Source organism: Clostridiales bacterium, from assembly GCA_017569285.1.
Lineage (GTDB): Bacteria > Bacillota > Clostridia > Christensenellales > Aristaeellaceae > Aristaeella.
On sequence record CP069419.1, the window covers coordinates 364,214 to 378,952 of the forward strand.

11 protein-coding genes are annotated in these 14,739 nt (G+C 56.1%); 8 read left to right on the plus strand and 3 right to left on the minus strand.

Annotated elements, in window-relative coordinates:
* Window positions 1–45: 45 nt before the first annotated feature.
* Window positions 46–4,425: an SH3 domain-containing protein gene (locus JNO48_01690; protein QTE68647.1), complete on the minus strand. Its 4,380-nt coding sequence runs from the start codon at window positions 4,423–4,425 to the stop codon at window positions 46–48.
* Window positions 4,426–4,608: 183 nt separating this feature from the next.
* On the opposite strand from JNO48_01690, the gene JNO48_01695 reads away from it, so the two are divergent.
* From JNO48_01695 to JNO48_01725, 7 genes are all read left to right on the plus strand, one after another.
* Window positions 4,609–5,226, plus strand: coding sequence for a GNAT family N-acetyltransferase (locus JNO48_01695; protein QTE68648.1), 618 nt, complete (start codon window positions 4,609–4,611; stop codon window positions 5,224–5,226).
* Window positions 5,227–5,494: 268 nt separating this feature from the next.
* Complete coding sequence (locus JNO48_01700) at window positions 5,495–6,244, plus strand: metallophosphoesterase (protein QTE68649.1); 750 nt, start codon at window positions 5,495–5,497, stop codon at window positions 6,242–6,244.
* Between the two features lie 36 nt (window positions 6,245–6,280).
* Window positions 6,281–7,138: an energy-coupling factor transporter ATPase gene (locus JNO48_01705; protein QTE68650.1), complete on the plus strand. Its 858-nt coding sequence runs from the start codon at window positions 6,281–6,283 to the stop codon at window positions 7,136–7,138.
* The gene (locus tag JNO48_01710) at window positions 7,114–7,986 is read left to right on the plus strand and encodes an energy-coupling factor transporter ATPase (protein QTE68651.1); all 873 of its coding nucleotides are present in this window, start codon (window positions 7,114–7,116) and stop codon (window positions 7,984–7,986) included. The genes JNO48_01705 and JNO48_01710 overlap by 25 nt, the downstream gene beginning before the upstream one ends.
* A complete protein-coding gene (locus tag JNO48_01715; protein ID QTE68652.1) occupies window positions 7,980–8,789 on the plus strand; it encodes an energy-coupling factor transporter transmembrane protein EcfT in 810 nt (269 codons plus the stop codon). The genes JNO48_01710 and JNO48_01715 overlap by 7 nt, the downstream gene beginning before the upstream one ends.
* A gap of 32 nt (window positions 8,790–8,821) precedes the next feature.
* A complete protein-coding gene (gene truA / locus JNO48_01720) occupies window positions 8,822–9,607 on the plus strand; it encodes a tRNA pseudouridine(38-40) synthase TruA (GenBank protein ID QTE68653.1) in 786 nt (261 codons plus the stop codon).
* A 3-nt stretch (window positions 9,608–9,610) separates the two neighbouring features.
* Complete coding sequence (locus JNO48_01725; protein QTE68654.1) at window positions 9,611–11,191, plus strand: FAD-binding protein; 1,581 nt, start codon at window positions 9,611–9,613, stop codon at window positions 11,189–11,191.
* Between the two features lie 95 nt (window positions 11,192–11,286).
* Here JNO48_01725 and fusA read toward each other — a convergent pair whose 3' ends face one another.
* On the minus strand, window positions 11,287–13,374 hold the full coding sequence (fusA, locus tag JNO48_01730; protein ID QTE68655.1) for an elongation factor G: 2,088 nt from the start codon (window positions 13,372–13,374) through the stop codon (window positions 11,287–11,289).
* 131 nt (window positions 13,375–13,505) lie between these two features.
* Window positions 13,506–14,273: a glutamate racemase gene (gene murI, locus JNO48_01735; protein QTE68656.1), complete on the minus strand. Its 768-nt coding sequence runs from the start codon at window positions 14,271–14,273 to the stop codon at window positions 13,506–13,508.
* Window positions 14,274–14,440: 167 nt separating this feature from the next.
* Here murI and JNO48_01740 point away from each other — a divergent pair, with 167 nt between their 5' ends.
* Window positions 14,441–14,653: a DUF951 domain-containing protein gene (locus tag JNO48_01740; protein ID QTE68657.1), complete on the plus strand. Its 213-nt coding sequence runs from the start codon at window positions 14,441–14,443 to the stop codon at window positions 14,651–14,653.
* Window positions 14,654–14,739: the final 86 nt, after the last annotated feature.

Sequence of the window (14,739 nt, forward strand, 5' to 3'; positions counted from 1 at the left end):
CGGTACTTTTTCTGGTCATTTCTGTCTCTCCGTCCGAAAGCCGGTTCAGCTTTCCGTTTTTGTCTGATCCGGATTCCTTCTGCGCCGGGATACCGTGCTGGTTTCCCGGTTTCCTTCCGGTTTGAATGAAGCGGTGTAATCCGCATCGTCTTCGGTCCCGGATGTGTATCGTCCGTATGGATTGTCCACATTCCTGGAGTATGGCTTCACGGTTGCCTGTCCTCCGGCATTTGTTCCGTTAGGCCTGGGAACAGCCGTTCCGTTGTTTCCCGTATAGATTCCGGTCCTGATCCGGGCTGCCTGCTGGGCAGCGCCGGGTTCTGCCACGGCACCCGGCCGTGCTGTTCCGGGCTGCTGCGGCCGGCCTGCTGCAGATGCCTGAGGCCTCACTGCCGGGGTGTTCTGGGGCTTGGCTGTTCCGGCGTTCTGCGCACGCTGCTGTGCGACACGCTTCTGGGCCATCCGCTGGGCGGCTTCGCGTTTCCTGTTCCGGTTGGCGTATACCGCATATCCGGCTCCGGCAGCGCCGAGCACGAAGATTCCCCCGATCAGCCATCCGAACCCTCCGCCCTGCCCGGCGTCCTGTTCATATGTAATATTTTCCTTTGTTTCCGGGCTTTCGGTCGGTACCGGGCTTTCAGCCGGCTGGGCCGTTCCGGTGCCGGTCTTTTCCCGGATATACCCGATAGCCGCCGCAATCGTTTCTTCCTTGTTGCTGTTATCCTGGTAGGCGATCTCCAGCGTATTCTGCAGGTCTTCCTCCTTCAGGCTTCCGTTCCGGATTCTCTCTGCCAGGGAGTCCAGGTATTCGGTATTTCCGGGGGTGCTGCTGCTGTTCTCAGGGAGCGGTGCCGGCGTCGCAAACGGATCAAACGGCTTATAGCTTACCTTGATTTCGCTGTTGGGATTGGTCCAGGTATTAACACGCTGGTCTTCCGCGGAAACAACGCCGGTCGGCGTTCCGGTGGTTGCAGGCTGGGATGAACCCGGGTTCGTCTTGCCGGAAGAAGGCTCCGTATTGTTTGCGATTCCTTCCAGGTATTGGGGAGAACCAAAGAACGCATCTGCCTCACTGACGGTCATCTGTTTGAAATAGCCGCCGTTCACATAGCCTGTCTGGCCATTGTAGCTGACCCGCAGCCACTGGTCTCCTCCCTGACTGATCGTATCATAAACGATGCACAGAGCGTATTTCTTCAGCCGTCCGATTTTGTTTCCGTTCATACTGGGTTCGCTGCGGAAATTGACGGAATCAGCCGAGACGTAACCATAGCAGCTGAGGCTGTCCGGGTTATACGGCGGAAGCGTAATCACCGGTTCCGGTTCCTCTGTCTGGGTGGCTTCCTCCAGGAAAGCCGCTTCCTCCATCGAGCTCATCATGCGCAGCATATCCGCCCGGATATATCCGGATGTGCCGTCATACTGGGCAACATGCCAGGCAACTCCGTCCACATATTCCTGTCCGGTCACATAAACCACCTTGTTTGCGGGCAGTTCATCGATGATGACGCTCATGCTTCCAGGCCAGTTCCGGACATAGATGCCGTCACCGATTGTTACAGCATGTCCAACCCGCTGATAGGGTTCCTGTGTCGGTGCGGGAGTCGGCGGCGCTGTGGGCGTCGGCTCAGTGGTCGGTTCCGGGCTGGCGGTCGGCTCCGGAGTTGCAGTTGGTTCCGGCGTGGCAGTCGGCTCAGCTGTCGGTTCCGGGGTCGGTTCCGGAGTCGGTTCGGGTGTTGCAGTCGGTTCCACGGTCGGTTCAGCGGTCGGTGCCAGGGTCGGCTTTGCCGGTTCTTCTTCACGGAATCTGTCCGGAGAATATACCGGTGCCGGAGTCGCCTGGGCGGCGTCATAGTCCCGGCTTTCCTGCAGCGTCAGGCCATTTTCAACAAACTCCCATTTGATATAGCCTTCCTGCCCGTCCACCATGATATGAGCCCATTCTTCATCCTTATCATTCAGCACCATTCGGATCAGATAGGCCATTGTATTCGGTTTCAGCTTTTTGAGCAGGGTGGAATTCGTACTGGCTTCCTTCCGGAAGTTGACGTTTTTGCTGGTTTTTACATAACGGTTCTGGATTTCATCCACTTCCACCGGTTCCGGAGTGGGTTTCTCCGTTGGAACTGCCGTGGGTTCCGGGGTAATCACCGGAGTCGGCTCTGCCGTCGGTTCCGATGTGGGCTCTGCAGTCGGAGCCGGAGTGGATGTGTAAACCGGTGCAGGGCTCGGCTGGGCCTGGTTGTAGCGGTTGCTGTCATCCAGACTCAGCACATTGATGAATTCACTCTTCAGGTATCCTTCCTGGCCGTCTGCATTGACGCTGGACCAGATCGAGCCGTCGCTTCCAACTTCATTCCGGATGATATAGACATGTTTTCCGCTGCTCAGGCTCCCCTTCCGCGCAGAGTCAGAAGCCGGTGCTGCGCGGAAGTTTACCTTTGCGTTGGTAACTCCGTAAACATTGATCATCTGTCCGACAGGAAGCGATTCGGCGGTCATGATAACAGCCGGCTCGGAAGTCGGTTCTGCCGTCGGTTCAGTTGTCGGTATTGCAGTCGGTTCAGCTGCCGGCACTGAAGTCGGTTCAGCTGTCGGCGCTTCCGTGGGAGCCGGTGTCGCGGTATATACAGGTGCGGGGCTTGACTGGCTCTGGTTGTAGCGGTTGCTGTTGTCCAGGCTCATTGCATCCAGGAACTCACTCTTCAGGTATCCCTCATCACCGTTGACGCTGACCCGGGACCATATGGATCCGTCGCCCCCGACTTCATTCATAATGATATAGACGTTCTCACCCGCACTCAGGGTTCCCTTGCGTGCAGCGTCGGTGGAAGGAGCCGCCCGGAAGTTTACCTTCGCATTGGTGGTCCCGTAAACATTCAGGTATTGTCCGATTGGAAGAGACTCCGCTTTCAGCTGCGCTGCAGGCTCTTCATCCGGCGTCTGGGGCAGTACTTCAGCAGGTGCCGCTGTCGGTTCGGCTGTCGGTTCCGCAGTCGGCTCAGCCGTCGGTTCGGCTGTCGGTTCGGCTGTCGGTTCGGCTGTCGGTTCGGCTGTCGGTTCCGCTGTCGGCTCAACCGTCGGTTCGGCTGTCGGTTCCGCTGTCGGTTCAGCCGTCGGTTCGGCTGTCGGTTCCGTAGTCGGCTCAGCCGTCGGTTCGGCTGTCGGTTCCGCAGTCGGCTCAGCTGTAGGTTCTTCTGTGGGTGCTGGTGTCGCGGTATACACAGGAGCAGGACTGAACTGGGCCAGGTTGTACCGGTCACTGTCTTCCGGACTCATGACATCGACAAATTCGCTCTTCAGGTATCCTTCGTCTCCGTCCACGTTGACTCTGGACCAGACCGCATTGTCTCTGCCGGTTTCGTTGATAATAATATAGACTGTTTTTCCGGAGCTCAGGCTTCCTTTTTTATTGGTGTCCTTGGATGGGCCGGAGCGGAAATTGACATTCGCGTTGGTCCTTCCGTAAATATTCAGGTATTGTCCGACGGGAAGAGCTTCTGCTGAAATAAAGGCTGCCGGTTCTGCGGCAGGTTCATCCGTCGGTGCCTGCGTCGGCTCTTCTGTCGGTTCCGGTGTCGGCTCTTCTGTCGGTTCCGGTGTGGGTTCTTCTGTCGGTTCCGGTGTGGGTTCTTCTGTCGGTTCCGGTGTGGGTTCTTCCGTCGGTTCCGGTGTGGGTTCTTCTGTCGGTTCCGGTGTGGGTTCTTCTGTCGGTTCCGGTGTCGGCTCTTCCGTCGGTTCCGGTGTCGGCTCTTCCGTCGGTTCCGGTGTCGGTTCTTCCGTCGGTTCCGGTGTCGGTTCTTCCGTCGGTTCCGGTGTGGGCTCTTCCGTCGGTTCCGGTGTCGGTTCTTCCGTCGGTTCCGGCGTCGGTTCTTCCGTCGGTTCCGGTGTCGGTTCTTCCGTCGGTTCCGGTGTGGGCTCTTCCGTCGGTTCCGGTGTCGGTTCTTCCGTCGGTTCCGGTGTCGGTTCTTCCGTCGGTTCCGGTGTATACAGCTCGATTACCGGCATTGCCGTCGTAAAAGAAATATACAGACGGAAAGAATAATAAATATCATATTCAGAAGCCGTAATCACAAAATAGGGAGTATCGGGATTCAGTCTGTCCCCGGCATCGGCGGGAACCGGCAGTGCTGTACCCGGCATGGGATCAAATGTATATTCGTGCCATGGATGGGAGGCGTCAAAAAACAGACCGGCCGCATTCACGTCGCCCGGAATGCAGATCCAGAAGCTTCCCGGCTGTTCGTATACCGGAACAGCCTGGGCGGTCTGCTGTTCACCGTTCCCGTCAAACCAGGTCAGGGAAAACACCATCCCGTCCCAGTCTGCGGGAGCTTCGGCCTGTGCAAAGGCCGTGGCTGTTGTCAGCATCAGCAATGCCGCCAGCAAAGCAGCCACTTTCAATAGCAAACCCGTTCTCTTCATATACATTTCCTTCCTTTCGGAATCGTTCACGGAACTAATGCAAACATTGTACTTCCTTTCCGGAGGGGTGTCAATCAAAGCGCCGCCGCCGGAAGGAATTACGGTTCGTCCCGTCGAAAAAACCGTCATTCGGTAATGATAACGGACCGGCAGTCCGTTTCCTTCCCGGGAGGGGTGAAAACCATGTTCAAATCCTGTTTTTCTGCACTGTTCAGGCTTCCGGAATCAGCAGACAGCAACCCGGCTGTCTATTTTTCGAATCTGCCGGTGCTGGAGACTGCCGACCTGATCCTGCGCCCGGTCCGTATGGGAGATGCAAAGGATATATTCCGGTATGCTTCCGATCCGGAAGTTGCAAGATATGTGATGTGGGAACCGCACCGGAGCATTTCGGATACCCGGGCCTATATCCGCTATGTCCGTTCCATGTACCGCCGGGGTCTTCCCTCTTCATGGGCTGTTGTTCACAGACCGACCGGCCATGTGATCGGTTCCATCGGGTTTGTCGGATATTCACCGGTTCACCATGCAGCTGAAGTCGGATACAGTTTTTCCCGGGAATACTGGAACCACGGGTATGCCACCCAGGCGCTCTCTGCCGTTATCCGTTCCGCATTCGACCGGATTGGCGCGCTGAATCGTCTTGAAGCCCAGCATGATGTCCGCAATCCCGCAAGCGGACGGGTCATGGAAAAGTGCGGAATGCGCCGTGAAGGAATACTCCGCGGGCGGCTTCTGAACAAATCGGAATTCATTGATGTCGTGATCTATGCAGTTCTCCGCTCAGACCGAATGGGTTGAAGAAACCGGCTGTTCGGCGTATAATAAGATGTTAGTGTAAATCTGGCTGGAAGGAGGAGGTTTTTCCATGAATGAATACCGGGGGAAGCACGCTCCTTCTCAGCCATGGCCTGTTGCCTCCACTGCCTCAGTTCCGGGCGGAAAAGGTCGGCACAGGAAGAAAAGCCGTCGGAAACGCCTCCGGGGTTTTTTGCTCGTTTTGCTGCTGCTGGCGGTCATTTCATATCCGTTCCTTGAAGCACGGATCCTCCTGACGGATAAAGCTTCAATGGCAATGGATGATCTGCCGCCTGATGCCAATCATCTGCGTGTGGTATTCCTGTCAGATATCCATTGGGGATTCTGGTATTCCGATTCCGATCTGGAGGGGCTCATTTCACGGATCAATAATCTCCGGCCGGACCTGGTGCTTTTCGGCGGTGATTACGCCACGGACAATGCCTCCGCCATCCGTTTTTTCCAGCAGATGAAAAAGATGAACAAAATCCACGCCCGGTACGGTATTTACGGCGTCCTGGGCGAGTCGGACCGCGGGGAAACCGGCTATGAACAGGCTCAGCTGCTGGATGCCATGAACGCCGCAGATGTAGTTCCGCTCGTTAACAAAACAGCATCCATCAACATCGGTACAGGCCGGATTTATATTGCCGGAGCAGACAAGCCCGCAAAAGGGGCTCCGGATATCAGATCACTTGTACGCAGCCTGTCCGTCTCGGATTTTGTCATTTTCCTTGCACACGACCCGTCCCTGATTCCCATTGCGCAACAGGCTCCCAACGCATCCGGATCCCTGGGCTGGATGGATCTCGGGCTCTTCGGTCATACGCACGGCGGGCAGATGTCTTTCTTCGCTGATCTGCTGGATATTGCCCCGGATGTACCGGACCGGTACCGTTCAGGCTGGCTGAAGGAAAACCGCGGAACACTCCTGATTTCACGCGGAATCGGAACATCGGTCGTTCCCTGCCGGCTTTTCTGTTATCCACAGATCCACTGTATAGAGCTGACAGCCAACTGACATTCCCGATTGCTTACTTGGAGGTATCTGATACTGATGCAGACCGATACGCAGATTGACGTAAAGGATGTATCCTTTATGTATGATGGTTCATCTTCACCCGCTCTCTCCCATATTAAGGCAGAAATCAGGCCGGGCGAGTTTGTGGCAGTTCTCGGGCACAACGGTTCCGGGAAGTCCACACTCGCCAAGCTTTTGAATGCCCTGTATACTCCTACGGAGGGAAATGTTGTGGTCTGCGGGTACGATACACGCGATGAAAAGCTGGTATGGGAAATCCGGCAGCGTGCCGGTATGATCTTCCAGAATCCGGATAACCAGATCGTTGCAACCGTTGTGAAGGAAGACGTTGCCTTTGGCCTGGAAAACCTCGGCATTCCTTCAGAAGAGATGATTCCGCGGATTGAGAGTGCGCTCTCTGCCGTCCGGATGAACCGGTATGCCGATTCTGCCCCGCACCAGCTGTCGGGCGGCCAGAAGCAGCGTGTTGCGATTGCAGGCATTCTGGCGATGGAGCCCTCTGTGATTATTGCCGATGAAGCGACTGCTATGCTGGATCCTTCCGGCCGGAAGGAAGTACTTGATACCATCCGTATGCTGAACCGGAGCAAAGGGATTACTGTCATCTGGATCACCCATTTCATGGAGGAAGCCGCCCTGGCGGACCGGGTCCTGGTAGTGACAGACGGCTCCGTGCGCCTTGACGGTACCCCTGCTGAGGTTTTCGGTCATGTGGACGCGATGCGGGAGATGCATCTGGATGTCCCTCATATGACCGCGCTTGCGGATGAGCTGCGCCGGGAAGGGCTGCCCATCCGGGATGGCGTCCTGACTGTTGATGATCTTGTACAGGAGGTGGAAAAAGCAATATGTCCATTGAAGTCCGCCACCTGACACACCTTTATTCTGCGGGGACACCGCTGAGCACAGTCGCGCTCGACAATATCAGCTTCCGGATCGATGACGGGGAATTCATCGGAATTATCGGCCACACCGGTTCCGGCAAGTCCACCCTGGTCCAGCACCTGAACGGCCTGCTGAAGCCAACTTCCGGAGAAGTCCTGATTGACGGAGAGGATCTCAACGGCGAGCATACAAACCGCCGGCTTCTGCGCCAGAAAATCGGTCTTGTCTTCCAGTATCCGGAATATCAGCTCTTTGAAGAGACCGTCGCAAAGGATATTGCTTTCGGCCCAAAGAACATGGGGTTGTCTTCTGCAGAAATCGATGAACGGGTCCGCTATGCCATGGCCAGTGTCCATCTGGATTATGACAAGTATGCAGAGCGCAGCCCGTTTGAGCTCTCCGGCGGACAGATGCGCCGTGTGGCAATTGCCGGTGTGCTTGCCATGCGTCCCTCTGTGCTGATTCTGGATGAGCCGACAGCCGGGCTGGACCCGCGTGGCCGGGATCGGATTCTGTCCATGCTGGAGGAGCTTCATTCCGAAGGAAATGTGACCATTCTGATGGTATCACACAGTATGGATGATATGGCCCGCCTGGCCACCCGCCTGCTGGTGATTGCGGACGGCAAGCTGGTCGCCACCGGTACGCCGAGGGAAATCTTTGCCCAGTCCGAAATGATGACCTCCATCGGTCTGGATGTTCCTGAAGCCGTTCACCTCTGCCGTGAACTGCGAAACAGGGGGCTGGATATTCCTCCGGACCTGTATCGCACAGAGGAACTGAAGGATGCCATTCTTCAGCTCTGGTCCCGGAGGAAGGAGGGACCAGCATGCTGAACAACATTACAATCGGCCAGTATTATCCGGTGGACAGTCCGGTGCACCGCCTGGATCCGCGGATCAAGCTGATCCTGACAATTGGCTTTATCGTTTCGGTATTCCTGGCACAGTCTTTCTCCGGCTACGTCCTGCTTTTTGCGTTCATTTTCTTTGTTGCCCGGCTTTCCCGGGTGCCGTTCCGTATGCTGCTGAAAGGGCTGAAGCCCCTCCGGATTATTCTCATCCTGACTTTTTTCCTTAATCTTTTCTTTACTCAGGGTGATATTGTATGGGTGAAATTCTGGATTGTCCGGATTACGCAGGAGGCATTTCTGCAGGCGCTGTTCTATTCCCTGCGTCTGGTTTTCCTGGTAGCCGGCACCTCCCTGCTGACACTGACAACATCCCCCGTTGCCCTGGCTGACGGACTGGAAATCCTGCTGACACCGCTGAAGAAGATTCATTTTCCTGCACACGAACTGGCCATGATGATGACCATTGCGCTCCGGTTCATTCCGACATTGCTGGAGGAAACGGACAAGATCATGAAAGCCCAGATGGCCCGCGGCGCTGACTTTGAGAGCGGAAACCTGATTTCCAGGGCCAAAGCGATGGTTCCCCTTCTGGTCCCCCTGTTTGTCAGTGCATTCCGCCGTGCCGGTGACCTGGCCATGGCCATGGAAAGCCGCTGTTACCACGGGGGGGACGGCAGGACCCGCCTCCGTTCCCTCAGACTGACCCGTGCAGACCTGATTGCCTGCATTGTGGTTGCCAGCTTTATCGCCTTGGTTGTGTGTTCCGGTATGTTCCTTCCCTTCTGAATCCTGCATTTTCCTGATCCGGAGGCTTTGTTTTGAAGAGAATCCTTCTGACAGTTGAATATGACGGAACTGCCTATGCCGGCTGGCAGCGCCAGATCAACGGCCTTGCCGTTCAGCAGGTGCTTGAGGAAGCTCTTGCTTCCGCCTGCGGCCATCCGGTTGTCGTAACCGGATCCTCGCGGACAGACGCGGGAGTCCATGCACTGATGCAGATGGTTCATTTTGATACCGACAGTACGATTCCGGCGGATAAATATCCGTTTGTGCTCAACAACATTCTGCCTCCGGATATCCGGGTTCAGGCCGGTAAGGAAGTACCGGCCGGTTTTCATGCCCGTTTTCTCGCTTCGGGAAAGACCTATACCTATCGGATTCTGAACCGCCGGCATGCCGGTGCGCTGTATCGCAACCTTTGCTGGCATGTGCCGGTCCCCCTGGATATCCGTTCCATGAAACTGGCAATTGCCGACCTGATCGGAACCCATGATTTCCGGGCTTTTGAAGCTTCCGGCGGTACCGCGAAATCCACCATCCGAACCCTGGACCGTGCAGCGCTTGATGAGAATGACGGAAATATCACCATCACCGTGAGCGGCAATGCATTTCTCTATAATATGGTACGGATTATCGCGGGCACGCTGGTGGAAATCGGCCTGGGAAAGCTGAAGCCTGATGCTTTCCGCCGGGCTTTTGAATCCGGAAGCCGTCTGGATCTCGGAATGACAGCCCCGCCATCCGGCCTCGAGCTCACAGAGGTTCGCTATCCGGCACTCGCCTTTACAGATCCCGATACGCTTCGCTGGCACGAGGAGGAATAACTGATGCTCCGCCTGACAAATCTCCGTGTTCCGCTGGACATGGCATCCGGTTCACTCCGTCCCCTGCTGGAGAAGAAGCTTTCCCTGCATTCGGAGGAGCTCCTTTCCTGGCGGCTTGTCCGCCGGTCTGTGGATGCGCGGGACAAGAGTGATGTCCATTTCGTCTGTACCATCGATATTGCGGTTTCGGATGAATCCCGGGTGCGGAAGCGGAACCGGAACCTGACATATGTTTCCGCTGCGCCGTCCGTAAAGCTGCCCCGGGCATCCCTGCCCTGCCCCCCGCTGGTTGTCGGTGCAGGCCCGGCCGGTCTGTTTGCGGCGCTGACACTGGCGCGCGCCGGTGCAAATCCTGTACTGATTGAACGCGGAAAGCCGGTGGAAGAACGTTCCCGGAGCGTACTGCGGATGTCGGAATCCGGAGAGCTGGACCCCGAATCCAACGTGCAGTTCGGTGAGGGCGGCGCCGGCGCTTTTTCCGATGGCAAGCTCACCTGCGGGGTCAAGTCTCCCTGGCTTCAGGACATACTGGATACCTTTGTTGCACACGGGGCTCCGGAATCCATCCTGTATGACAGCAAGCCGCATATCGGAACAGACCGGCTTCGCGGGGTTGTGTCCTCGATCCGTGAAGAAATCCGCCGGCTTGGAGGAACTGTCCTGTTTGATACCCGGATGGAAGAGCTGCTGATCCGGGGACACCACATTTGCGGTGCGGTGTTGTCCCATGACGGTGAGCGCCGGGAATTCCTGACGGATACCGTCTTGCTGTGTATCGGCCATTCAGCCCGGGATACGGTCCAGAATCTTTTCGGCCAGGGTGTCCGGATGTGTCAGAAACCGTTTGCAATGGGGGTGCGGATCGAACATCCGCGTGTCATGATTGACCGGAGCCAGTACGGTGCCTTCGCCGGACATCCGGCGCTCGGAGCGGCTTCCTACAAACTGGTATGCCATACGCCGGACGGAAGAGGCGTCTACACTTTCTGCATGTGTCCGGGCGGATATGTAATTGCGGCAGCTTCCCAGCCGGGAGGTGTCGTCGTTAACGGAATGAGCCTTCATGCGCGGGATGCGGAAAACAGCAATTCCGCGCTGCTGGTTGGTTTCCGCCCGGAGGACTTTGGTGATGATCATCCGCTGTCCGGTTTTGTGATCCAGCGGAAAATTGAGAAAGCAGCCTTCTCGGCTGCCGGAGGCGGGTTCCGCGCTCCGGCACAGCGTGTGGAGGATTTTCTTGCCGGAAGGGCTTCCGACCGGTTCGGGGATGTCATTCCTTCCTACCGTCCCGGAGTGGTTCCGTCCGATCTCCGGGCAGTTCTTCCCGAAATGATCTGTGCGAACCTGAAAACCGGTATCCGTGCAATGAACGCACAGCTTCCGGGATTTGCGATGCCGGATGCTGTGCTGACCGGGCCGGAAACACGTTCCTCCTCCCCGGTCCGTATGCTGCGGTCTGCTTCCGGTGAGGCAGAAGACCTGGCCGGTCTCTATCCGGTCGGGGAAGGCGCCGGCTTCGCCGGCGGCATTGTATCTGCAGCGATTGACGGAATTACCGCCGCACGCCGCGTTCTTGGATGCTGATACAACCGCATAGCCGGATATGAAACAGGCCCGAATCCGGAAATCCGGACTCGGGCTTGTTTTTTTTTGATTGGAAATCGGATTCTGATCCGGAATTATTCCTCGTCGTCGTCCTCAATCTTCGCGTTGGCAATAATCTTCTGGGCTTCCACCTGGGGTACTTCTTCGTACCGCTCAAACTTCATGCTGAAGGAGCCTCTCGCCTGCGTCATGCTGCGCAGATCGGTTGCATACTTGAACATTTCCGCCAGGGGTGCTTCCGCTTCCAGCTGCTGCATGCCATTGACCTGGTTCATACCCATGATCCGGCCGCGCCGCTTGTTCATGTCGCCCATAATATCGCCCATGTACTCATTGGGAACCAGCACATCCACATGCATAATCGGCTCCAGCAGTACTGGGTTTGCTTCCATGCAGCCCTTCTTGTAGGCAATACGCGCTGCAGTCTTGAAAGCCATTTCGGAGGAGTCCACAGGATGGTAGGAACCATCGTACAGCTTCGCATGCAGGTGAACCATGGGATAGCCCGCCAGAACACCCTTGACGATATTCTCGCGCAGTCCCTTTTCGACGCTGGGGATAAAGTTCCGCGGGACCACACCGCCGACGACGGCATCTTCAAACTCAAATTCAGCATCGCTGTCTGTAATGGGGCTGAATTCGATCCAGACATCACCGAACTGTCCGTGTCCGCCGGTCTGTTTCTTGTGGCGTCCCTGGACCTTCACGGTCTTGCGGATTGTTTCACGGTACGGGATCTTGGGATCCTGCAGTACCGCGTTGGCGCCGAACTTGGAAGCCAGCTTGTTCCGGATCACATCCAGGTGCATTTCGCCCTGGCCGCTCAGCTCAGTTTCGGTCGTTTCGGGATTCTTTTCAATCCGGATGGAAGGATCTTCCTCAGCAAGGCGGTTCAGTCCGCTGAACACCTTGTCTTCTTCGCCCTGCTTGGCAGCGAAAACAGCCTTGGAAATGCAGGGAGCCGGGAACTCAATCGTGGGATAGAGGGTAGGATTGTTCGGGTCACACAGCGTATCACCGGTAGATGTAAACTGCAGCTTGGCCAGAGCGCCGATATCGCCCGCGTGGAGCTTGTCAACGTTCGTCTGCTTGTTGCCTTTCAGCGTAAACATGCCGCCGGCCTTTTCGTTCTTTTCCTTCGTGGCGTTGTACAGCGTGGAGGAGGATGTCAGCATACCGGAGAATATCCGGAACAGGCTCAGTTTTCCGACAAACGGGTCGGCGATGGTTTTGAAAACGAGGGCGGAGAAGGGTTCCTCATCCTTGCAGAGGCGGACGACTTCTTCCCCGGTCTTCGGGTTGATGCCCTTCTGGCACAGGCCTTCATGGGCAGGAGACGGCAGGTACTTGGCCATCAGGTCCATGGTACGGGCAATACCCACGCCGGTCAGTGCAGAGCAGGCAACGACGGGAACAATACTGCCGTCCTTCATGCCCTTCCGGAATCCGGCCATGATCTCATCATAAGTCAGTTCTTCGCCTTCGAGATACTTCATCATCAGGTCGTCATCCGCGGCGGCAGCCTGCTCTGTCAGGTATTCGAACGCTTCGTTGACTTCCGCCTCGAGTTCGGAAGGCATCGGAACTTCCACGCTCTTCTTGTAGGCACCTTCGTATGCCTTCTTTTCCAGCACGTTCACAACGCCCCGGAAGCTGGCGCCCTGACCGAGCGGCAGCAGGATCGGCACAACACTGGAGCCGTATTTTTCACGCAGCTGGGCAGTCACCTTTTCGAAGTTGGCGTGTTCACGGTCCATCTGATTGACCACAAACATACGTCCCAGATTATGTGCGCCTGCGTAATCCCAGGCTTTTTCAGCGCCGACGCTCAGTCCGTTAACGCCGCCGACCACGATCACCGCGGTCTCGATGACGCGCAGGGGTCCCATCAGTTCACCGATAAAATCAAAATATCCGGGCACATCGATCACGTTGATGACTTTTCCGGCCCACGGGATCGGCGCGTAGCTGGCGCTGATGGAAAAGCCGCGTTTTTTCTCTTCCGGATCAAAGTCGGAGACGGTGGTTCCGTCTTCCACTTTGCCCTGGCGGTCCGTCATCCCGGCAGCAAAGAGCATTGCTTCGATAAGCGTGGTTTTCCCTTCACTGCCGTGGCCCATCAGTGCAACATTGCGAATGTTTCCGGTTATGAATTCAGCCATATTATCCCAACCTCCATATTTATGTTTTCCTAAATATAATCCTGCGGAACAGCAGGAATCATATGCCAGTCAAATTATATTATACCATATCTTGCGTCCTTTGAAAAGCCTTGATTTGCGTTTTCTGACCATTATCTTCCCATTTTGTCCGTTTCCAGCAGTTTGCGCATCAGCAGAATATCCTTCTCCGTGCCGCTGGTCTGCAGGATCACTCGGCCTTCTCCCTGTTCATTCAGCAGTTCGTTTTTCTGCAGGACGCGCCGAAGCTGCCGCGCGGTGCCTTCACTTCCCTCAGTGATCGCAATTCTGTCCGGAATCATGTCCCGGATCATATCCTTCAGAAACACATAATGGGTGCATCCCAGCACAACCGCATCCACATGTTCCATGTCAAAGCCGGCAAAAAGCTCCCGAAGATACTGTTCGGCGCCGTCGAAATCCTCATTCTCAACCAGCTCCATCAGCCCGTTGCACGGAACGCGTTCTGCACCTTCCCCGTATTTTTCCATCAGCCGGTTGAACTTTTCCTGATGCAGCGTCAGGGGAGTCGCCAGCACCAGGATCCGGCCGTTTTTCCGGACTTCGGATGCCGGCTTCAGCGCCGGTTCCATTCCGATCACCGGAATCGTCAGTTCCCTGCGCAGTGTGGCGGCTGCCGCCCCTGTTGCAGTATTGCACGCAATCACCAGGGCTTTGATTTTCTGGTCCAGCAGCTCCTTTACAACCGCCCGGGCGTATCCGATCACCTCATCGGTGCTTTTGGTGCCATAGGGAGCATTTCGGATATCCCCGTAATAAATAAATGTCTCTGAGGGAAGAACGCGCCTCATTTCCCGCAATGCGCTGATTCCGCCGACACCGCTGTCGAAAACGCCCACAGGATCCAGTTTCCGGTCCACGCTGCTTTTCCTCCCGAATGCTCTGGTTGTCAGTTGTCCGTAATCTTAGGTATTTTATCAAATCTTTCCCGCGATGTAAACCGGGGCCGGAGAGGGTGGTTTGATTATTCAGCCGTTCCGTATTATTATATATGGAAATATCAGTATTGGAATCATGGAGGTGCCCCATGCAGAATGATATCCTGACGGGCGATGTGATCCGGACCCGAAAGCCCCACCCCTGCGGAAATGACACATGGGAAGTGATCCGGACCGGCGCGGATATCAAAATCCGCTGCCTTCGCTGCGGTCACGTCGTCCTCATGGACCGCGAAACCTTCCTGAAGCGTCGGAAAGCTCTTGTCTCCCGCCGGGAGCCTCCGGCCGGCACGGCGGACTGATTCTTGCCATTCCACTAAATTATGGTATAATCAATTTTGCTGATTCTTGTGCAGGAGCGGTTCTTTCCTGCTTTTCCGGCCCGTCT